Source organism: Oceanicaulis alexandrii DSM 11625 (assembly GCF_000420265.1).
Classification (GTDB): domain Bacteria; phylum Pseudomonadota; class Alphaproteobacteria; order Caulobacterales; family Maricaulaceae; genus Oceanicaulis; species Oceanicaulis alexandrii.
In genome coordinates, this window is record NZ_ATUP01000001.1 from 1,589,997 (window position 1) to 1,609,353 (window position 19,357).

Here is a 19,357-nt window from a genome sequence, read left to right on the forward strand (position 1 = left end):
TGTTACGTGTCGGCAAGTCTAGGCTGCGTCGTGTCGTGACGCCACCATCACCGCGTTTCGCCGCACTGCTTTTCCAGCGCGTCAAACAGCGCGCTTTCATCGGGGCGCGCGGCGATGCTCAACCTTGAAACGCCGTGACGGCGTAAAGGTTCAGCCGCGGCCTCTGAGATCGCGATGACAGGCGCAGCGCGCAGCGTGTCTATTTGGCCCGCTGTCTGCGCCAGCGACCAGAACCGTTCCGCGCCTTTTGCGGAATGGATCAGCAAGCACGCCCGGGTTTCAAGAGCGTTCCAGACCGTGTCCGGCAGCGCGGCTACAGGCTCGGCGGCGTAGAGGATTTCAGAGCGGGCGCTCAGGCCGTGCGCGTTAAGCTCAGTGCTCAGATCACCGGTCTGATCGAACCCGCGCACATGCAGGACCTCGCCTTGCGGCGGATGCTTGCGGATCATCGCCAGCAGGTCGCGAGCGTCGCCACTTGCGTTTGTGACGTGCTCAAAGCCAGCGTCTGACAGACGCGCCGCCGTTACGTCGCCGACAGCGATCACGGGCGTGCTGCGATCAGATGTGGCGTTCGCCAGACAGGTTGCGCCAAACGGGCTGGTGATCGCGATCAGGCCAACGCCTTCAAGGTCCAGCGTGACAGGGTGCGCCGTCAGATGGGCGGTGGCGGCGTTGATCGCCTCAAAACCGCGCTCGCTCAGCGCCGCGCAGGTGCGCGCCGCGCCGGGTTCTGCGCGGGTGACGAGCACACAGGGTCTGGACGCCGCGCTCATGATCAGCCCGTCTCGGCGACGATCCGCGCCAGCGCATCCCCGCCCGCGCGTTTCACCTCAAGACCCAGCTCATAGCCCAGCAAGCGCGCCGCGCCGGGATCAAGCTCAGGCAGTTGCGTGCGGGTTTCATTGGCCCAGCGTTTGGAGCCGTCCGGGGTTAGCGCTTCGCCACGCAAATGAATTTCCAGGTCGTCGAGCGTGGCATGGGCGGCGATGGGAGTGCGGCACGACCCGTCCAGCGCCTGCAGGAAACCGCGTTCAGCCGCGATGCAGATCTGGGTGGTTAGATGATTGAGCGGCTCCAGCGCGCGCCGCGCCTCGTCGTCGTCTGAACAGATCTCGATTCCGACCGCGCCTTGCGCCGGGGCCGGGATGACGGCTGACAGCTCCAGCGGCGGCAGCTCGCCCTGTTCACGACCGAGGCGCCGCAATCCGGCGCGCGCCAGGAAAGTGGCGTCCATCTCGCCCGAGCGCAGCTTTTCAAGCCGGGTGTCCACATTGCCGCGAAGCAGCACGATGTTCAGGTCCGGGCGTAGCGCCAGCGCTTGCGATTGCCGCCGGATCGAGGCGGTGCCCAGCGTCGCGCCTTCAGGCAGGTCTTCGATCCGGCTGATCCCGTCGCGGGTCAAAAGCACGTCGCGCGGATCCTCGCGCTCCAGCACACAAGCGATCTCAAGGCCTTCGGGCAGGGTGGTCGGCACGTCTTTCATGGAGTGCACGGCGAAACGCGCCTTGCCGTCCAGCAAGGCGCGCTCAAGCTCCTTGGTGAACAGGCCTTTGCCGCCCGCCAGCAGCAATGCGCGGTCGGTAATCTTGTCGCCCGTGGTGGTCAGCCCCAGAATCGGGAAGCTCTCTTCGGGCTCTTTTTCGCCATGGGCGCGGGCGAGCCGGGCCTGAACATCGCGGGTTTGCGCCAGAGCCAGGGGCGAGGTGCGGGTCGCAATCGGCATATTGAACAGGTTCACGACAGACGCACTCCTTCACGCGCTTCAAGATCTCGCCAGCAGAGGCTGATGATTGCGCCGAAACGCCAGCGAGGGTACTGCAAGGTCATGGCGTTATCCCATGATCAAGTCCACCCGCAACCGGGCGCGGCGCCGCAGGGCGCTTTAACCGTGCTCGGTCTTGAATCGAGCTGCGATGATACCGCAGCCGCCGTGCTGCGCCGTCATGGCGATGGCCGCATCGAGGTTCTGGCCGAAGCGGTGGTGGGACAAAACAGCGCCCATGCGCCATTTGGCGGCGTGGTGCCCGAGATCGCCGCCCGCGCCCATGCCGAGCGTATGGACGGTCTGGCTGCAGGCGTGCTGAACGAGGCGGGGCTGAGCCCGTTTGATCTCGATGGCGTCGCGGCGACCGCCGGGCCGGGGCTGATCGGCGGGGTGATGGCCGCGCTGATGACCGCCAAGGGCATTGCACTGGGCGCAAGTCTGCCTTTGCTGGCGGTGAACCATCTTGAAGGTCACGCCCTGTCGCCGCGGCTGACCCACGCTCTGGCCTTTCCCTATCTTCTGCTTCTGGTCTCGGGCGGGCATACCCAGCTGGTGATCGTGGAAGGCGTGGGCCGGATGACGCGGCTCGGCTCCACCCTTGATGATGCGGCGGGCGAAGCGTTCGACAAGACTGCCAAGGTCATGGGCTTGGGATTTCCAGGCGGCCCGGCGGTTGAGCGTTTTGCGCAAGACGCCGAAGCGCCGGACCGCTTTCCCCTGCCGATGATGCTGGCGCGGGACGCATCGTGCAATTTTTCGTTCGCGGGCCTGAAGACTGCGGCGCGTCGACACTGGGACGGGCTGGATGCGCCCAATGATCAGGACCGCGCCGACCTCGCCGCGTCCATGCAGGCCGCAATCGCGCGTCATCTGGCGCAGCGGGCGGGTCGGGCGATGAGCATTTTCAAGTCCCGCTTTGAGGCTCTGGATAGCCCACTGCCGCTGGTTGCGGCGGGCGGTGTGGCGTCCAACACCGCCGTGCGTGAGGCGCTTCAGGCCGAAGCGCAGCGCCATGGGTTCGAGCTGATTGCGCCGCCGCTGAAATACTGCACCGATAACGCGGCGATGATCGCGCTGGCGGGCGCTGAGCGACTGGCGTTAGGTCTGACAGACGGGCTCGACGCCGCCGCGCGGCCACGCTGGCCGCTGGATCAGGACGCCGCCGCACACGATCCCGCCAGCGGGTCGGGCCGAAAAGGGCCAAAAGCGTAAGCGCGCGAATGAAGGGGACGGACATGGCGAGTTATCAAACCATCGGCGTGATCGGCGCGGGCGCCTGGGGCACCGCGCTCGCCCAGTCCGCGGCGCAGGCGGGCCGCTCTGTGAAGATCTGGGCGTATGAGGCGGAGGTGGTCGAGGCGATCAACACCGCGCATGAAAACACGGTCTTCCTGCCCGGCGCGCCGCTCAATCCCGCCATCACCGCCAGTTCCGATCCGTCAGACCTGTCTGACTGCGACGCCTTTTTGATGGTCGCCCCCGCCCAGCACGCGCGCGGCATCCTCACGCGGTTTGCCCCGCACATTGCTCAAGGCGCGCCGGTTTTGCTGTGCGCCAAGGGATTTGAGCGCGAAAGCCTGGCTTTGATGACGGATGTCTTGCGAGAGACCGTCCCGCACGCAATTCCCGCCGTGTTGTCTGGTCCCAGCTTTGCGATTGATGTGGCGAAAGGCCTGCCGACGGCGGTGACTTTGGCGTGCGAGGATCGCGACACGGGTGAAGCGCTGATGGAGGCTGTGGGGTCGCAAACCTTCCGCCCCTATTGGTCGGGCGACCTTGTGGGCGCGGAAGTCGGGGGTTCGGTCAAGAACGTGCTCGCCATCGCCGCCGGCATCGTGGAAGGCCGGGCCTTGGGCAAATCCGCCCATGCGGCGCTGATCGCCCGCGGCTTTGCAGAAATGACCCGCCTTGGGCTGGCTCTGGGGGCGAAACGCGAAACCTTGACCGGCTTGTGCGGCCTTGGGGATCTGGTGCTGACCTGTTCTTCGCCGCAATCGCGCAACATGTCGTGCGGACTGGCGCTCGGGCAGGGCCAGACGCTCGAAAGCGTTCTGGGCGCGCGCAAGGCGGTCACTGAAGGCGTCGCGACGGCGCCCGCCGTGGTGGCGCTGGCGAAGACCCAAGGCGTCGACATGCCCATATGCGCCGCCGTAGACGCGGTGCTGGCGGGCCGCATCAGCGTCGATGACGCGATACAGGCGCTGCTCAATCGCCCGTTCGGGCCTGAAACTGACTGATCAGGGAAAGACTTATGCTGTTTGCCGTCACTTGCACCGACCGACTGGGCGCACTTGATATGCGTCTGAAACACCGCTCCGAGCATTTGCTCTGGGCCTCTGCGGAGGACTCCCCCGTCAAGATGGCGGGGCCTTTGCTGAGCGCGGAGGGGGATCCAGTCGGCTCGCTTCTGATCGTCGAGGCCGAAGACGAAGCGGCGTTGCGCGATATTCTGGCGACCGACCCCTACGCCAAGGCGGATCTGTTTTCAGACGTGTTCTGGATTCCGTTCAAATGGACCGTGAAGGCGCCGGAGGGACTTTAGATGTCCGACGAGACCGAAACAGTTCTCCCGGAACCGGGCACGGTGCTCAAAACGCTGAGCGAGATTCCCGATCCGGGCGGGTTGCCAGCGGATTTCGAACCGACGCCGATCGTCATCCTGCGCACGGGTGAAACGGTCACGGCGTATCTCAATGTCTGCCCGCATGCGGGCCGTCCGTTTTCGTTGCCTTCGGGCAAGACTTTGGTCAGCGAAGGCCGGTATCTCGTCTGCCCGTTTCATGGCGCGAGCTTTGACGTGGCGACCGGCGCCTGCGTCGGCGGGCCCGCGGGCAAGTCCGTCCTGAAGCCGGTTGCGGTGACAGTGGTGGATGGTCAGGTGGTGGCGGCGTGAACGCGCCAGCTGCGGTTAGCGGCTGAAGAACGCCGTCACATCCTGGATCACCGCCTTGCGCGCCGCCTGAACGATGGTCGCGCCCTTCTCAGGCGTCGCCTGGGCGGGGTCTGAGCCGATCCGGCCGTCGGGGAAGGTCTTGCGGTAATTATCCGCATCGGTGAAGCGCCCGTTAGGGGCGATCTTCGGGCTCATCACCACGTCTTTGACGTGTTCGGGATAGGCGTAATACGTCACCGACACTTCAGACGCAGTGGCGTGACTGCCCTCGCCCACCGGAAACAGCGAGCGGCACACATCCATGACGCCGGGCAGATCCCACCAATTGCGCTGCATCAGCTCATAGGGGCAGGCTTCACCGTCAAACGACCAATTGGAATAGCTTTCTGCAAACGCTGCGCCGATGGTTGCGATATTGCCGCCATGGCCATTGAGGAAATAGATCTTCTCAAAGCCGTGCCGGGCGAGAGAGTCGATCCAGTCGTTGAGCGCGGCGATCATGGTGGTCGGCCGCAAGGTCATCGAGCCGGGAAAGCCCAGATGATGCTGGGCGACGCCCACATTGAAGGTGGGGCCCACCAGGACGCCAGCCTCGTCGCCGGCTTCGCGCGCAATCACCTCCGGGCAAATCGCATCCGTGCCGATCAGCCCGTTCGGACCATGCTGTTCTGTGGAGCCGATGGGAATGATGATGCCGGTGCTGGTTTTCAGATAGGCTTCGATTTCAGGCCAGGCGGCGGTGTGCAACAACATGAAGCAGGCTCCGGACAAGACGACGATCACAGGACTGGATACCAGACGCCGTCCGTTCACAAGCGCGCGTAACACGTTCGTCTGTCTTGCGAGGACGCGGCGCGTGGCGCACATCTAGGCAAAATAATAAGCCCGAGGGAGGAGCAGACCATGTCCGAGACCGTCATTGGAGTGCCGCAAAGCTTTGCGGACGCCAAGATCAATGCTGAGCGTTATGCCGACATGTACGCGCGCTCGATCAACGACCCTGACGCGTTCTGGGCGGACGAAGCCAAGCGACTGGACTGGTACACGGAGCCCACGAAAATCTCGGACGTCTCCTTCGCCAAGGACAGCCTGCATATCCGCTGGTTTGAGGACGGGGTCCTGAATGTCAGCTATAATTGTATTGACCGGCATCTGCCCAAACGCGCCAACAAGGTCGCGCTGATCTGGGAAGGTGATAATCCGGCCTTTCATCATTCGATCACCTACGCCCAGCTGCACAACCATGTGTGCCGCTTCGCCAACGAGCTGAAAAAGATCGGCGTCAAGAAAGGCGACCGGGTCACGCTGTACATGCCGATGATCCCCGAGGCCGCCTACGCCATGCTGGCGTGCGCGCGCATCGGCGCGGTGCACTCGGTGGTGTTTGGCGGGTTCAGCCCCGATGCGCTGGCGGGCCGGATCAATGACTGCCAGTCAGAGTTCGTCGTCACCGCCGATCAGGGCGTGCGCGGAAACAAGGGCGTGCCGCTGAAAGCCAATGTGGACAAGGCGCTCGAGCAGGCGCCGGGCGTCAAGGCGGTGCTTTGCATACGCCATACCGGCGCCCAGGTGCCGTGGGTCGAAGGCCGCGATTTCTGGCACCATGATCTGGCGCTGGAAGTGGACGCCAAGTGCGAGCCTGAACCCATGAAGGCGGAAGACCCGCTTTTCATCCTCTACACCTCGGGCTCCACCGGCAAACCCAAGGGCGTGCTGCACACCACGGGCGGCTATCTCGTCTGGGCCTCGATGACCCATGAATACACGTTTGATCATCGCGAGGACGACGTGTTCTGGTGCACCGCCGATGTGGGGTGGGTGACTGGGCACACCTATATCGTGTACGGCCCGCTCGCCAATGGCGCGACATCCTTGATGTATGAGGGCGTGCCCACCTGGCCGGGGCCTGATCGGTGCTGGCGGATCGTGGCCAAGCACAAGGTCACCACCATCTACACCGCGCCCACAGCCATTCGCGCCCTGATGCGCGAAGGCGACGAGCCGGTGAAGAAGCATGACCGCTCAACCTTGCGGCTGCTCGGTTCGGTCGGCGAGCCGATCAACCCAGAGGCCTGGCGCTGGTACTATGAGGTGGTGGGCGACAAGCGCTGCCCGATCGTCGACACCTGGTGGCAGACCGAGACCGGCGGGCATCTGATCACGCCGCTGCCGGGCGCGCATGCGCTCAAGCCGGGCTCTGCAAGTTTCCCCATGTTCGGCGTGCAGCCGGCTTTGGTGGACACGGAAGGCAATCTTCTGCCTGACGAGGGCGCACAGGAAGGCAATCTGGTGCTGCTGGGCAGCTGGCCGGGCCAGATGCGTACGGTCTATGGCGACCATCAGCGCTTCGTCGAGACCTATTTCTCCACCTATGAGAACATGTATTTCACCGGCGACGGCGCGCGCCGGGACGCGGATGGATACTGGTGGATCACCGGCCGGGTGGATGATGTTCTGAACGTGTCGGGTCATCGCCTGGGCACCGCCGAGATCGAAAGCGCGCTGGTGGCCCATGACCTGGTCGCCGAAGCGGCGGTGGTCGGCTATCCCCACGACGTCAAAGGCCAGGGGATATATTGCTATGTCACGCTGGTGGCGGGGCTGGAGCCGACGAGTGAGACCGAGAAAACGCTCAAGGCCCATGTGCGTCAGGAGATCGGGCCGGTGGCCACGCCCGATGTGATCCAGTTCTCGCCCGGCCTGCCCAAGACCCGGTCGGGCAAGATCATGCGCCGGATTCTGCGCAAGATCGCCGAGGGCGAGTACGACAAGCTGGGAGACACCTCGACCCTGGCTGATCCGGGCGTGGTCGACGATCTGATCGAAGGTCACAAGATTTCGACCGGTCAGTCCTAGAATGCGGTCGCGACGCCTCATCTGGAGGTTATGGTTTGTGGGGTTATGGGGCGGGTTCATTGCCCCATAACCCCACTTTTTGTAAGCGCGCCGGGGTCGCATCCCGCCGCGGTCGTCCTGCGTTTAGATACAGCGCATCAAAACCATAAGAACGGACGACCTCATGCGATATCTCCCCTATTGGGCTGGCGGCTTCATGCTGCTGCCCTTCGTGCTCTGGGCCGGTCTTTTCATGGCCTTTCCCGGCGACAAACCCGGCATCACCGATGCGCCGCTGACCGTGTCTCTGGTGGCGGTGTCCGTGCCGTTGGTGCTGTTTCACTACATTGCCGGTTTGGGCTTTGTGGCCAACTCCATGGGCGGACGCGCAGGGGAGGTCCTGCCGGTCTGGGGCCCGGCGCGCTGGGTGCAGCGGGCCATGGCGCCGCTGACGGTGGTGCTGTCTGTGCTGGCGGTCGCCTTTCTCCGGCAGGCGGGTGAAGGCTGGATCACGGCGCTGGCCGTGGGTCTGGGCGGTCTTGTGATGGCGGGCGTGATGGTTGCGGCGCGCCGTCCCACGCGCTCAGCGGTGCTGCATGTCCGGCCTGCCGAGTGGCTTGATGCAGCTGTGTCGGGCTTTGCCCGTCTGTTGCTTCATGTTCCGGTTCTGGGTGGTTTATTGCGCGAAGCGGGGCGCGATCCCCATCGCGGCGTGCCGCTTCTTATGCTGAACCTGGCGCTTTTGTTGGGGGTTCTGGTGGCGGTGTTCGGTTTCACCGTGCTGGTGATCCCTGCGCTCCTGGCCCTGCCGTTTGTGTTTTATGTGCTGCTCGTGCTGGCGTCCGGCTAGGCGAGGCTAGTCCGCCGGGCGCCCGTCAGGCCCCGGCGGAACCTTGTTGAGGTAGAGCGACAGATACGCCTCGAGCGCCTTCACCAGCTCGACGAACATTTCATCGACGCCTGATGGATCGCGCATCTGGGCGCACCGCGTCTCGATGGACATGAAGATCTCGACGGTGAACCGGCCGACGAGTTTGGGATCTCCGCCGGAAAATCCGTCCATTCCCTGCGCCCAGCGATCACTCAGCATGCCGGCGACCTGGTCGATCATGGCGGCCTTGGCGTCGCGCAATTGCTGGCTGGATTGCATCACCAGCAAGAGTTTCCAATAACTGGGATTGTCCACCAGGAAGCCATGCAGCCGTGTGATGATCGACCCGGTCACCTCGCGCCAGTCATCCCATCCCGGTTGTGACTTGGCGAGGGCGTCCTCGATGACGGCGATGATTTCCTCGTTCAGGTCTTCAAACAGATAGGCGAAGACCGCCGAGACATTCTTGAAATAGCGATACACCGAGCTGACGGGTACGCCGGCGCGATCGGCGATCAGATTTGTGGTGATCGCCTCCGCCTCCATCTCTTCCACCAGCGCTTCAGCGGCGGTCAGTATGGCGTCAAGCCGCTGGCGCGCACGGCGCTGCTGGGGTTTGTCGCGCAACCGGGTTTGTCGCGGCGCTGCGTCATTGGCGGGTGTTCCGGGCACGAGATGATCCTTGCTGTCCAACGCCAGTAACTAGTGTGGCTTGATCCGTTTTGCAAAATGAGAATAGTATTCTGTTTCCGAAACCGGACAGAGGGCGAAGCCCCGTTGGTTTCAAGGGGGAGGAATACTCATGAAACATGCGCTCTTTTTCAGCGTATCCGCCAGTGTGCTCGCTTTGTCGACGCCTCTGGCGCCGGCTCTGGCTCAGGAGGGCGTGTCCAATACAGGCGTGGACACGATCACCGTCACGGCCCAGCGACGCACCCAGGACATTCAGGACGTTCCGCTGGCCATCGAGGTGGTGACGGCGGAAAATATCGACGCCATCGCCGCAACCAATCTCAGCGATCTGGATCAGTTCGTTCCCGGGCTGAATGTGGGCGGCGGCAGTCCGACCCAGCCGCGCTTCGCCATTCGCGGCGTCTCCACATCTGATTTCGGCGTCGGCACGGATCCGGCAGTCGGCGTCTATGTGGACGGCATTTATGCGGCGCGCTCCGGCGCGTCCCTGCTGGCGTTCAACGATGTCAGCCGGGTCGAGGTGATCAAGGGACCGCAGGGGACCTTGTTTGGTCGCAACTCGGCGGCCGGCGCTATTTCGATCACCTCAAATGCGCCTTCGGAGGACGTGGAGGCCGAGCTGGCCTTGCGGATGGGCGAGAACAAGCTGCGGCGCTTTGAAGGGCTGGTGAACATCCCCTTCGCCGAGGATTTCGCCCTGCGCATGAACATGGTGGTCAACAAGCGCGACGGCCTTCTGACCGACGCCGTGACTGGCGAAGACTATGACCGTCAGGACAATTGGGCGGTGCGCGCGGCGGTCGGCTGGACGCCGGGCGAGATGACCGATGTGGTGTTCCGCTTCACCCGTGAAAAGCTCGATGAAGACGGCCGCGCCGCCATCGGCATCACGCCCTTGCCAGCGGCGCCCGGACGTCCGCCGGTGCCGGTGGATGTCACCGCGCTTCTCAACCCGTTCGACACCCCCATCACCAATGATGTGCGGGGCAATATCGAACAGCGCGATCTGGATGAAGCCTCCTTGCATGTGACCCATGATTTCGGGGCCTTCACCCTGCAATCCATCTCCGCCTTCCGGTATTTCGAGACCTCCAACCGTCAGGACGAGGACGGCACCAACCGGATCGAGCTCTATTTTGACACCAACAATATCGAGCAGAACCAGAGCTGGTATCAGGAGTTCCGCCTGTCCGGCGCGAATGACCGTTTCGACTGGGTCGCGGGCGTCAGCTATTATGATGAAAACGCCACCCAGATCAGCGAAACCGGCGCGTTCACCAATTCGATCGAAACCGCCTTGTTCAATCTGGGGGTCGGCACGCCGTTCAGTGATCTTGAGAACGGCTTGTTGATCCCGTTTGGTCTGCAGCAGCGCCTGCTGGGCCATGAATGGACCGAGTCCATGTACAATCGCGGTGATTTCTCGGCCTTCGCCGCTTTTGCGGATGTGGAGTGGCGACTGACCGACCGATTCTCGCTGATTGGCGGCGCGCGCTATACGCGCGATGAAAAGACCTTCTCCTGGCTCAACGGGCCGCGAATGGCGCCGGATCTGGATCAGGCGCTGGCCGAGCTGGACGCCTTGGGCGTGCTCGGACTGGCGGGCGTCAGCCCGGCCGATTTCGGGTTTGACATCGTGTTTGATCTGTCCGGCGTGGCGGGCCTTGCCTGTGACAACGGCGTGACCGTGGCTGAAGGGGTTCTGTGCGAACGGTCTGACAGCTGGGATGATATCAGCCCGCGTCTGGTGGCGAACTTCAACGCCATGGACAATCTGCTGCTCTTTGCCTCCTACACTCAAGGCTACAAGGCGGGCGGCTATAACAGCGTCGAGGTCGGCTCGCGCTTTGAAAATGAAGATGTAGACAATTTCGAAGCGGGTCTGAAATGGACGGCGCCGGATCGCTCCATGCGTATCGCCGCCTCGATCTTCCATTATCTGTACAAGGACAAACAGGCTGTACGGCTGGTCGCCAATGTGGGCGGATCCGGCGTGCCGCAATATGTGGTGGAGACCAGCGATGAGACGGGAACCGGCGTGGACTTCCAGATCGACTGGGCGCCGCTTGCGGGCTTTGAGGCCTATCTGAACCTGCAATATATCGACGTCACCTTTGACGAGCGGATCACCCGATCGGGCCTTGATCTGTCCGGACAGCCGACCGGCACGCCGGAATGGTCACTCTCGACAGGGGCCAGCCAAACCTGGGCGCTGCCGAACGGCTCAGAGTTCGAAGTCCTGGGCGCTTACGCCTACACCAGCGAGAACCGCTGCAATGAGGAAGCGCGCCAGCAGCTTGGCTGCGCGGTGATCGCCGGCATTCAGAATGGCGAAGCCCAACACCGGCTCGATCTGCGGGCCTATTGGCGTGACAGCGCCGATCGGTTCCAGCTTGGCGCCTACGTCAACAACGTCTTTGATGAGCAATATCTCGACGGCGTGGGCAGTCTGACCGCGGACACCTTCGGCACGACGCACGCCCAGATCACTCCGCCGCGCATGTGGGGCGTGGATCTGCGGATCCGCTACTAGACCTTTTAAAGGATGAGACCATGAAACATTTCAAAGCAGTCCTGATCGCGACGAGCGTTCTCACCCTTGCGGCGTGCGGCGGCCCGGAGGAAAGCCGCGATGTCACAGGCTTTGATCGCGAGTATCAGAGCGTCTTGATGAACGCGCTTCTGGACGCCCAGCCTGGCGACGTCATCGACATTCCGGCGGGCGAATTCATCATCGAGCGCGGTCTGTCGCTGACCGTGGACAATGTGACTTTGCGCGGCGCGGGCATGGACGAGACGGTGCTGTCCTTCGCCGAGCAGCGCCAGGGGGCTGAAGGCCTACTGGTGTCTGGCGTGGACGGGTTCACGCTGGAAAATCTCGCCTTTGAGGACACGGTCGGGGATTCCGTGAAGATTTCTGACTCCTCAGATGTGGTGATCCGCAGTGTGCGCGTGGAATGGACTAATGGTCCGTCTACGGACAATGGCGCGTATGGCCTGTATCCCGTCCAGTCGACCAATGTGCTGATCGATGGCGCGGTGGCGATCGGAGCGTCGGATGCGGGCATCTATGTGGGCCAGTCTGAAAACGTCATCGTTCGCAATTCGCGCGCCGAATACAATGTCGCCGGCATCGAGATCGAGAACTGCAACAATGCCGATGTCTACGGCAATGTGGCGACGAACAACACCGGCGGCATCCTGATCTTCAACATGCCCAACCTGCCGCGTCCGGGCGCCGGCACGCGGGTGTTTGACAATGACGTTTATGAGAACAACACCGCCAATTTCGGCCATGCCGGCACGCCGGTGGCCAGCGTTCCGGCCGGTTCGGGAATCTTGATCAACTCCAACGATGATGTGGAGATTTTCAACAATCGGCTGCGCGACAATCGCACCGCCCATGTGATCATCTCTTCGCTTTATACCTCTGGCTATGAAGATCTGGGCGTCACCGAAGGCTTTGACCCCTACCCAGAGACCATCCACATCCATTCCAATTCGTATGAAGGCGGCGGCGGCAATCCTGACGGCCTGGAGCTGCAGGCCCTGCGCATCGCCTTGTTTGGCCCGACCGGTCGCATGCCCGGCGTGCTGTGGGACGGCTATGTGGATCAGGACAAGATGGTGGACGGCTCGCTGCCGGACGATCTGCGCCTGTGCGTGAGAGACGCAGAGGTGCTCAATGCGGACGCGCCGAACGGTTTCTCCAGCCCGCAGATGGCGGACGCCGCCTTGTTTGACTGCAGCCATGATCCGCGCCCCGCAGTGGAGCTTGATCTGTGATCAGACGCATCGTCATGAGCCTGTGCGTGAGCGTCCTGCTGGCCGCTTGCGCGCAGGAGGCGCCGCCCGCGCCGCCTCAACCAAGCTTTATCGCCGAGGGACGCCCTGAAACGCTGTCGGACTGGGGTCAACTCGCCGTGGGCGGCGGTGTGCTGGTGCTGGGCGACCAGGTGACGCCGTATACGCTCGCCACGGGACTCTTTACTGATTACGCCCAGAAATTGCGCACGGTGTGGATTCCCGCCAGCGCGGGCCCGGCCGGATATGATCCGGACGTCGCGTTTGACTTCCCCGTGGGCACAGTCATCACCAAGACCTTTTACTATCCGCGCGCGGCAGGCGGATTTGACCGTGTTCTCAAGGCGGAATCAGGCATGGCGCATTATACGGATCGCCAGCTGGATCTGGACGCCGTGCGCCTGATCGAGACCCGGGTGCTGGTGCATCGGGAGACGGGCTGGGAGACTTTGCCCTATGTCTGGAATGACGAGCAGACCGAGGCGCGCCTGTCGCGCGCCGGGGCGTTTGTCGACCTGACCCTGGTGTCTGAGGCGGGCGAGCAGGCTCTGGGCTATCTGGTGCCGAATGTGAACCAGTGCGCAGGGTGCCATGAGACCGATACCACTGACGGCGTCGGCGCGCGTCCCATCGGACCTCGAGCGCGGCATATGAACACCGATTTTGAGTATTTTGACGGTGTGGCGAACCAGATCGACCATTGGTCCGAGCTGGGCTTGCTGGCGGATGCGCCGGCGTCAGAAGACGCGCCGCGCAATGCGTCGTGGAACGGCGAATTGCCGCTGGCGGGCGTCGCGCTGGATGACGCAGCCCGCGCCTATCTCGACATCAATTGCGCCCATTGCCATTCCCGGACGGGACCGGGCGATACGTCCGGTCTGTATCTGGAGGCGTCTGAACCCGTGGGACCGCATCTTGGCATTTGCAAATTGCCGATCGCGGCGGGACGCGGCACGGGCGACCGGCGCTATGACATCGTGCCGGGATCCTCAGAGGACTCCATCCTCTCCTATCGTCTGGCGAGCGTGCAGTCTGATGTGATGATGCCCGAGCTCGGCCGCGCCCTCAGCCATGACGAAGGCGTTGCGCTTATCGCGGCCTGGATTGACGCGATGAGCGGCGGTTGTAGCTAAGCGCTCAGGGTTTAGGGCTTGGCGGGCGAGGCGGCATTGGGCAGAGTGGCTGAAGTTTCACCGCCTGCTCCGGAGCCGCCCATGATCATCCGTTCGCTTGTCCTGTGCGCCGCGTCCGGCCTCGCCCTGACCGCCTGCGCCACCTCCGAACCGGTGTGTCGCCCGGCGGAGATGAGTGAACGGGCCGTCTTCGGCGCCCTGGTCGCTCATGACGAAGCGCGTCTGGCGCAAATGATGGCGCAAGGCCCTGGGGCGGATCGGGTGCGGTCTCTCGACCCTCGCGTGGAAGCGCAGATTTTCGGCGTTCGCATGGGCGATGCCGCCGTGCGCACCGTGCTGATGCAGCCGCCGCTCTGCGTTGTGGACGGGCCTGAAAGCAATGGCGAGCGGATCAGCTATGTGTTCCCGCAAGCGCGGTTCCAGGCCTTGCAGAATCCTGACCTTGAGGGGCTGGAGCGCGGTCGGCCGGGACTTGATCATATCGCCTGCCGGTATCAGGACGGGCCAGACGGCTGGCGTCTCTCAGACGCTTGCCTTCAGACGTTTGCGCCGGTTGCTTCATCCAGCTGATCGGCCCCGCGACTTTTCGCCCGCTGGGCGAGAGGCCTGCTTTCGATACACTGGTATTCCCATCCTGACAGGGAGGATACACAGATGCCTTTGCACAAAGAGCCGCTCTGGGTGGCCGCTTTCGATGGCGGCAAGGCGATGATCTTTGAAAACACCGGCCCTCGCACGGCGCCAGAGTTGGCGTTGCGGGCAGAGTTTGAGATCGACAATCCGCCAGACCGCGATCAGGTCAGTGACGCGCCGGGACGTCTCGCGGACGGCGCCGGGCGCAGCGGCGGAGCCGGGCTGCCAAAGGGCGTGGCGGTCGGCGCGTCCAGCGTCGAGCATGCCAACGCCCATGATCTCGCCGAGACCGAGTTCGTCAGTGACTTTATTCGTCATTTAAACGCTGAGGCTGAGGCGGAGCGTTTTGGGGAGCTGATCATTCTGGCTGCGCCGCGCGCATTGGGTGTCGCTCGTCCCGTGATGGAGCCGGCGCTGACCGATCGGATTATCGCGCAAGAGCCCAAGGATGTGGTCCGCGAATCCAGTTCTGTGATCGCCGAGCGGGTCGGCGCGATCCTGTTTCCCGATTGAGCAGCCCGACGCAAAGCGTCAGCCTGGGCTGGCTTCAGCCTGATCAGGCGTCGTCAGCGGGTCGCGCCAGGCCATTTCGATAAAGGCCCCGGCGCCGGGAGACCCCTCGCCGGCGAGCCCCTGAGAGATGAAGCCCAGCCTGACGTAAAGCGCACGCGCCGGGTTGAGCGGATTGACTTGCAAGGTCAGCGGCACGCGTTGTTGAGAAGCGGCGCCGCAGAGCCCGCGAATGACGATTTCACCAATCCCGCGACCGCGATAGGCGGGCAGGACGTTGATGTCGAGCAGACGGATTTCGTGATCACGAAAGTCGGCGTATACGCGCCCGACCGGGGCGCTGCACCATTCGATCACAGCGTATTTGGCCAGCGTGAAGGCGTTGAAATAGGCGTCATGTTGCGCGCCGTATTGCTGTTTGTAGACGGTTGCGAGCAAATGGTCGTCCACCTGCCCGCGCAACATTTCAAACTCCCAGGCCCGGCCCGCATCATGCACCTGGCGTAAAAAGGCTTCGTCCCGGGCCTGAGCGGGGCGCAAGTGAATGTCGAGCGGATTGACATCCGGTCGTGAGGTTTGGGGCGCAGACATGGGAATCCTGTGTAGCTCAGGGCGTTGGGATTGCGCCATGGTCCGGCGCAATCCCCGTAATGCACCGACTTAACCGAAGATGATTTGGAACAGCGGTTCGTCGCTTGGTCCGACCCTATGGATCAGCAGATCGTGCGAGCCGATCGCATCATGGCTCAGCGCATAAGCGCTCATGGGGTGGAAGTCTTCCGGTCCGCTGAATTCCAGCGTGAACGGCGTCGGCAGGGACGGCGTCGGCGCCTTGCCTTCGGAGACGGTCTTCAGCGTCAGGCTGCGGCCTTCCATGTCAAAGGTTTCACCCACAAGCGGTTTGAAAATGTCTGCTGTCAGCTTTTCGATCGTGGTCATATCAGGTCTTTCTTGATTAGCTGCGCGACGGATAGAGGCCGTACATGCAGATCTGGAAGTTCACGCCCTGATAGGGCGAGCGGACATAGAGCGGATCTCCATCGCCAGTCGTCCCCGTGATGTTGTTCACATTAAATTGCTGGGGAGGGACGGAAATGGGGCCCATTGTTCCGGCTGGGTCGGACATGGTCGTTGCGTAGATCCGGGAGCTCGATGACGTAACGCCCAGATAGGCGTTGTCAGGCGACGTGCCGAAGGCAGGGTCGCTGGAGACAGGCATCGTCGTTGAAACGCCTGTCGTCTGCCCGGTTGCTTGGAAGCTATGGGCGTGAGGGGGCATGTCCAGTTGAGTCAGTTGGGTGTCTTCAATCCCGCCCCTTTGTCCCATGAAGACTGGATTCAGCGGCGGCGCCGAGCCGTGATTGACGGGCTCGCGCCCTCTGAGATCCGGGAGCCCGAAAGAGACTTGGCCATTACCGCCAAACTGTGTGCCGATCAGCGAATAGAGTGTGGAGTTTTGTGCGATTGCGAGCAGGCCGCCGCCGCAATAGCCCCAGTTGCGGATGATGAACCCGCAGCCGAACGCCGAGATCATCGAAATGAATGTGTTCATGGAAGTCTCCCTTCACAGGAGTTCGCCTTGCTGTCAGGCGCTATTGAGCCCCGTCAGAAAGGCTGACGGAACGGGTGAGCGCTAGCTGCGCGAGGGGTAGATGCCAAACATGCAAATCTGGAAGTTCACGCCCTGATACGGGGACCGCACATAAAGATCGTCTCCGAGTCCGGTATTGAACGTGGTGCCGGACACGGAAACAGACTGGGGCGGGATATCGATCGGACCCATCTCACCAGGGGGTGAAGAGAGTGTGGTGGCGTAAATCCGGGTGCTTGAGGTGGTCATGCCCAGATAGTTGCCGTTCGGGTCGGTGCTGAACGCAGGATCTGCCGAAACAGGCAAGGTGGTCACAGCGCCACCCGTAGCGCCCGTAGCGTTGAATGCGTGATTGTGCGGCGGCAGATTAACAGTGCCGATGCTTGTATATTCCAGACCACCCCTTTGCCCGAGACTGACAGGATTCAAGCCGGGGCCGGTCCCGAAATTTACAGGCGCGCGCCCGCGCAAGTCCGGCAGGCCAAAAGTCGTGCGCGCATCGCCACCATAGAAATCACTGATCAGTGAAAACAACGCGTTATTCTGACTGATGGCGATAATGCCGCCGGCGCAGGCGCCCCAATTGCGGATGATGAAATTGCATCCGAACGGGGTGATCATTGAAATGTAGGCGTCCATACGTCCCTCCCTTTTAATTTAGGGAGAGTGACAGACGGACGCCTCACTGCAACTAAAAATTCCCTTATTTGGGGATTTTTTCAACACTGCATCTATTCATAAGGGTGTCCCGATCGGGTCTGGATCAGGCCGCTGAATCGAGATCCGTGCGGAACTTGCCAAGCTCTTCTGACAAGTGCTGGGCCGCAGACCGCAAACCTTCCGCAGCCTCATCAAACTGACCCGCCGCCTGGTTGGCGCGCTCAGCGGCTCCGGACACGGCTGTGACCTCATCGCTGACCCGTCCGGTGGACTGGGCGGCGTCCGCCGCCAGTCGCGCGATCTCGTCAGTGGCGCTGGCTTGCTGGCTGAACGCGTCTCGCGCACTGGAAGAGGCGTCGCGGATATCGCCGATGGTCGAACCAATCTGGTTGAGCGCAGAGCTGGCCGATTCCGCCGCGCTGCGCATGGCGTTGATCTTTTTGTGGATGTCCTCGGTGGCCTTGCCAGTCTGGTCAGCCAGTTCCTTCACTTCGCTGGCCACGACCGCAAAGCCCTTGCCCGCTTCACCGGCGCGGGCCGCTTCAATGGTGGCGTTCAGCGCCAACAGATTGGTCTGCTCGGCGATGTCGCTCACCAGCTTGGCGATGTCTTCGATTTCGCGTGCGGCGGTATGCAGCTCCTGCATCGAGCCGTCCGCCCGACCCGCTTCAGACTCGGCGCGGACAGAAATCTCATCAGAGGTTTCAAGGGTGCGCGTCACTTCTGCAATGGACGCGGCCAGCTCCTGGGCGGCTGACGCCACAGCTTCCACATGCCCGCTGGTCTGGTGGGCCTGATCTGACGCGGAACCGGCGCTGCTCGCCGTGGCGCCTGAATCGGTGCGCAATTGCCCTGCCAGTTCGCTCAACTCACCTGAGGCGGTCTGCAGGCGATCGAGAACATGGCCGACAGTCTGCTCAAACGTGTTGGCGACGCGCGAAATATTTTCGCGCGATTGCTCGCTTTGCGCCTGGCGTTCCTTGTCCGCTTCGAACAGTTGACGAGCCTGGATATTGGCGGCCTCAGCTTCGGTGATGGCCTGGTCGGCGTCGGTGAGCGCTTTCGACACGGCGTGCGCCAGCCAGATCAGAACGGCGGTTTCACCCACCACTACGACCGCGTGAAAGATGACGCGCAGCACGTCGCCGCCGCCGGGGAAAAGCGCGGACGGCAGGATGAAATTCAGACCAAGGTGGTGCACGGCGGTGACGCCGGCGGCGGCGACCAGCGCGCGCCAGTCGCATAGCAAGGTGACCATCGCCAGCGCAGCAAAGAAGGTCATGTGCATGTCAATCTGCCACGCTTCTCCGCCCATCAAATAGGTGAGTGCCGCGGGCAGGCCGACCATGCCCGCTCCTACCACCATGCGGCTGGACGTTTCACGCGGGGTCGTTTTCCAGACGAAGGCGGAGAGGCCAGCGATCAGGGAGAGCAAGATTGCGCCGAACAACGCCTTGCCCATATCCATGAATAACGCTGTGCCCAGATAGATCGGAATGGCGGCGACCTGAATGCCGACGAGCGCCATCATCGCCTTTGATTGCAGAGCTTCAAGACGAGTCATTTAGGTCAGTCCCCCAGTTTGAGATCCGCTGACGGAACATCCGCCAAGAATGATCGGATCTGCAATGATCCACGCCCCTGCGGCGCGGAGCGCCTCGGGGCTGGACGTATCGGTGATATTGACAATCAGGGCGCCGGGCGCTGCGCCGAATCGAACCAGTTCAGCGCCCGCGTCCGCGATGCGCAGCAGCTGTTCAGCCCGGCTCAGGCGCGGATCCAGGAAGACAGCAGCCTGGCCTTGATCCGGGGCGTCCATAATGGCGCCAGTCACAGGTACAGTCGTGATCAGCGCGACCATCAGGCCCAGACAGATTTGAGGCAGGCGTTTCGCCATATGGACGGATTCCCTGAATGATTTCATTCAGGCTTGCGCCAATTTTATTAAGCACTGGTTGAGGACTTGTCC

General features: G+C 62.7%; 21 protein-coding genes. 11 read left to right on the forward strand and 10 right to left on the reverse strand.

Annotation, left to right across the window (positions count from 1 at the left end; all coding sequences use genetic code 11):
• Window positions 1-47 precede the first annotated feature (47 nt).
• Window positions 48-773 carry a uroporphyrinogen-III synthase gene (locus G405_RS0107855; RefSeq protein ID WP_040704970.1) on the reverse strand — a complete coding sequence of 242 codons (726 nt, stop codon included), beginning with the start codon at window positions 771-773 and terminating at the stop codon, window positions 48-50.
• A 2-nt stretch (window positions 774-775) separates the two neighbouring features.
• Window positions 776-1,738, reverse strand: a complete 963-nt coding sequence (gene hemC / locus G405_RS0107860) for a hydroxymethylbilane synthase (protein WP_022700969.1) — start codon at window positions 1,736-1,738, stop codon at window positions 776-778.
• Window positions 1,739-1,825: 87 nt separating this feature from the next.
• On the opposite strand from hemC, the gene tsaD reads away from it, so the two are divergent.
• Genes tsaD through G405_RS15380 form a run of 4 tightly spaced genes read left to right on the forward strand, consistent with a single transcriptional unit; the run spans window position 1,826 to window position 4,658 of the window.
• Entirely contained in the window at window positions 1,826-2,977 is a 1,152-nt protein-coding gene (gene tsaD, locus G405_RS0107865) for a tRNA (adenosine(37)-N6)-threonylcarbamoyltransferase complex transferase subunit TsaD (RefSeq protein WP_051143376.1), read from the forward strand.
• A 23-nt stretch (window positions 2,978-3,000) separates the two neighbouring features.
• Window positions 3,001-4,002: an NAD(P)H-dependent glycerol-3-phosphate dehydrogenase gene (locus G405_RS0107870; protein ID WP_022700971.1), complete on the forward strand. Its 1,002-nt coding sequence runs from the start codon at window positions 3,001-3,003 to the stop codon at window positions 4,000-4,002.
• Window positions 4,003-4,016: 14 nt separating this feature from the next.
• Window positions 4,017-4,307, forward strand: a complete 291-nt coding sequence (locus G405_RS0107875; protein WP_022700972.1) for a YciI family protein — start codon at window positions 4,017-4,019, stop codon at window positions 4,305-4,307.
• Window positions 4,308-4,658, forward strand: coding sequence for a Rieske (2Fe-2S) protein (locus G405_RS15380; RefSeq protein WP_022700973.1), 351 nt, complete (start codon window positions 4,308-4,310; stop codon window positions 4,656-4,658).
• A 15-nt stretch (window positions 4,659-4,673) separates the two neighbouring features.
• On the opposite strand, the gene G405_RS0107885 is transcribed toward G405_RS15380, so the two are convergent.
• Window positions 4,674-5,411 (reverse strand): creatininase family protein, encoded by a 738-nt coding sequence (locus G405_RS0107885; protein ID WP_028284640.1) that lies wholly within the window; start codon window positions 5,409-5,411, stop codon window positions 4,674-4,676.
• A 150-nt stretch (window positions 5,412-5,561) separates the two neighbouring features.
• Here G405_RS0107885 and acs point away from each other — a divergent pair, with 150 nt between their 5' ends.
• Both acs and G405_RS0107895 read left to right on the forward strand, forming a co-directional pair.
• Window positions 5,562-7,514: an acetate--CoA ligase gene (gene acs, locus G405_RS0107890; protein ID WP_022700975.1), complete on the forward strand. Its 1,953-nt coding sequence runs from the start codon at window positions 5,562-5,564 to the stop codon at window positions 7,512-7,514.
• Between the two features lie 163 nt (window positions 7,515-7,677).
• Complete coding sequence (locus tag G405_RS0107895; RefSeq protein ID WP_022700976.1) at window positions 7,678-8,343, forward strand: hypothetical protein; 666 nt, start codon at window positions 7,678-7,680, stop codon at window positions 8,341-8,343.
• A gap of 6 nt (window positions 8,344-8,349) precedes the next feature.
• Here the strand turns inward: G405_RS0107895 and G405_RS0107900 are convergent, their stop codons facing one another.
• Window positions 8,350-9,036, reverse strand: coding sequence for a TetR/AcrR family transcriptional regulator (locus tag G405_RS0107900; RefSeq protein WP_156861416.1), 687 nt, complete (start codon window positions 9,034-9,036; stop codon window positions 8,350-8,352).
• 130 nt (window positions 9,037-9,166) lie between these two features.
• Between G405_RS0107900 and G405_RS0107905 the strand changes: the two genes are divergently transcribed.
• The 5 genes from G405_RS0107905 (at window position 9,167) to G405_RS15385 (ending at window position 15,140) form a co-directional block, all read left to right on the forward strand.
• Window positions 9,167-11,590 (forward strand): TonB-dependent receptor, encoded by a 2,424-nt coding sequence (locus G405_RS0107905; RefSeq protein ID WP_022700978.1) that lies wholly within the window; start codon window positions 9,167-9,169, stop codon window positions 11,588-11,590.
• 20 nt (window positions 11,591-11,610) lie between these two features.
• Window positions 11,611-12,843, forward strand: coding sequence for a parallel beta-helix domain-containing protein (locus G405_RS0107910; protein ID WP_022700979.1), 1,233 nt, complete (start codon window positions 11,611-11,613; stop codon window positions 12,841-12,843).
• On the forward strand, window positions 12,840-13,994 hold the full coding sequence (locus G405_RS0107915; RefSeq protein ID WP_233346010.1) for an SO2930 family diheme c-type cytochrome: 1,155 nt from the start codon (window positions 12,840-12,842) through the stop codon (window positions 13,992-13,994). The genes G405_RS0107910 and G405_RS0107915 overlap by 4 nt, the downstream gene beginning before the upstream one ends.
• 81 nt (window positions 13,995-14,075) lie before the next feature.
• Window positions 14,076-14,564, forward strand: a complete 489-nt coding sequence (locus G405_RS0107920; RefSeq protein WP_022700981.1) for a hypothetical protein — start codon at window positions 14,076-14,078, stop codon at window positions 14,562-14,564.
• An 84-nt stretch (window positions 14,565-14,648) separates the two neighbouring features.
• Window positions 14,649-15,140 (forward strand): baeRF12 domain-containing protein, encoded by a 492-nt coding sequence (locus tag G405_RS15385; protein ID WP_022700982.1) that lies wholly within the window; start codon window positions 14,649-14,651, stop codon window positions 15,138-15,140.
• A gap of 18 nt (window positions 15,141-15,158) precedes the next feature.
• Here the strand turns inward: G405_RS15385 and G405_RS0107930 are convergent, their stop codons facing one another.
• The 6 genes from G405_RS0107930 to G405_RS0107955 form a co-directional block, all read right to left on the reverse strand.
• A complete protein-coding gene (locus tag G405_RS0107930; protein ID WP_022700983.1) occupies window positions 15,159-15,728 on the reverse strand; it encodes a GNAT family N-acetyltransferase in 570 nt (189 codons plus the stop codon).
• A 69-nt stretch (window positions 15,729-15,797) separates the two neighbouring features.
• A complete protein-coding gene (locus G405_RS0107935; RefSeq protein WP_022700984.1) occupies window positions 15,798-16,076 on the reverse strand; it encodes a DUF6916 family protein in 279 nt (92 codons plus the stop codon).
• Window positions 16,077-16,092: 16 nt separating this feature from the next.
• On the reverse strand, window positions 16,093-16,689 hold the full coding sequence (locus tag G405_RS16500; protein WP_022700985.1) for a phage tail protein: 597 nt from the start codon (window positions 16,687-16,689) through the stop codon (window positions 16,093-16,095).
• A gap of 81 nt (window positions 16,690-16,770) precedes the next feature.
• On the reverse strand, window positions 16,771-17,367 hold the full coding sequence (locus G405_RS0107945) for a phage tail protein (protein ID WP_022700986.1): 597 nt from the start codon (window positions 17,365-17,367) through the stop codon (window positions 16,771-16,773).
• 124 nt (window positions 17,368-17,491) lie between these two features.
• Window positions 17,492-18,952, reverse strand: coding sequence for a methyl-accepting chemotaxis protein (locus G405_RS16505; RefSeq protein WP_022700987.1), 1,461 nt, complete (start codon window positions 18,950-18,952; stop codon window positions 17,492-17,494).
• Window positions 18,953-19,285 (reverse strand): hypothetical protein, encoded by a 333-nt coding sequence (locus tag G405_RS0107955; protein WP_022700988.1) that lies wholly within the window; start codon window positions 19,283-19,285, stop codon window positions 18,953-18,955.
• Window positions 19,286-19,357: the final 72 nt, after the last annotated feature.

Bases quoted from the DNA above. Each gene is read 5' to 3' on its own strand.
- G405_RS0107895 (WP_022700976.1), top strand. From the start codon at position 7,678: ATGCGATATCTCCCCTATTGGGCTGGCGGCTTCATGCTGCTGCCCTTC.
- G405_RS0107955 (WP_022700988.1), bottom strand. From the start codon at position 19,285: ATGGCGAAACGCCTGCCTCAAATCTGTCTGGGCCTGATGGTCGCGCTG.
- G405_RS0107920 (WP_022700981.1), top strand. From the start codon at position 14,076: ATGATCATCCGTTCGCTTGTCCTGTGCGCCGCGTCCGGCCTCGCCCTG.
- G405_RS0107875 (WP_022700972.1), top strand. From the start codon at position 4,017: ATGCTGTTTGCCGTCACTTGCACCGACCGACTGGGCGCACTTGATATG.
- G405_RS0107905 (WP_022700978.1), top strand. From the start codon at position 9,167: ATGAAACATGCGCTCTTTTTCAGCGTATCCGCCAGTGTGCTCGCTTTG.
- G405_RS15385 (WP_022700982.1), top strand. From the start codon at position 14,649: ATGCCTTTGCACAAAGAGCCGCTCTGGGTGGCCGCTTTCGATGGCGGC.
- G405_RS16505 (WP_022700987.1), bottom strand. From the start codon at position 18,952: ATGACTCGTCTTGAAGCTCTGCAATCAAAGGCGATGATGGCGCTCGTC.
- G405_RS0107945 (WP_022700986.1), bottom strand. From the start codon at position 17,367: ATGGACGCCTACATTTCAATGATCACCCCGTTCGGATGCAATTTCATC.
- G405_RS0107870 (WP_022700971.1), top strand. From the start codon at position 3,001: ATGGCGAGTTATCAAACCATCGGCGTGATCGGCGCGGGCGCCTGGGGC.
- G405_RS0107885 (WP_028284640.1), bottom strand. From the start codon at position 5,411: ATGTTGTTGCACACCGCCGCCTGGCCTGAAATCGAAGCCTATCTGAAA.
- G405_RS0107910 (WP_022700979.1), top strand. From the start codon at position 11,611: ATGAAACATTTCAAAGCAGTCCTGATCGCGACGAGCGTTCTCACCCTT.
- tsaD (WP_051143376.1), top strand. From the start codon at position 1,826: ATGGCGTTATCCCATGATCAAGTCCACCCGCAACCGGGCGCGGCGCCG.
- G405_RS0107855 (WP_040704970.1), bottom strand. From the start codon at position 773: ATGAGCGCGGCGTCCAGACCCTGTGTGCTCGTCACCCGCGCAGAACCC.
- G405_RS0107935 (WP_022700984.1), bottom strand. From the start codon at position 16,076: ATGACCACGATCGAAAAGCTGACAGCAGACATTTTCAAACCGCTTGTG.
- G405_RS16500 (WP_022700985.1), bottom strand. From the start codon at position 16,689: ATGAACACATTCATTTCGATGATCTCGGCGTTCGGCTGCGGGTTCATC.
- G405_RS15380 (WP_022700973.1), top strand. From the start codon at position 4,308: ATGTCCGACGAGACCGAAACAGTTCTCCCGGAACCGGGCACGGTGCTC.
- acs (WP_022700975.1), top strand. From the start codon at position 5,562: ATGTCCGAGACCGTCATTGGAGTGCCGCAAAGCTTTGCGGACGCCAAG.
- G405_RS0107930 (WP_022700983.1), bottom strand. From the start codon at position 15,728: ATGTCTGCGCCCCAAACCTCACGACCGGATGTCAATCCGCTCGACATT.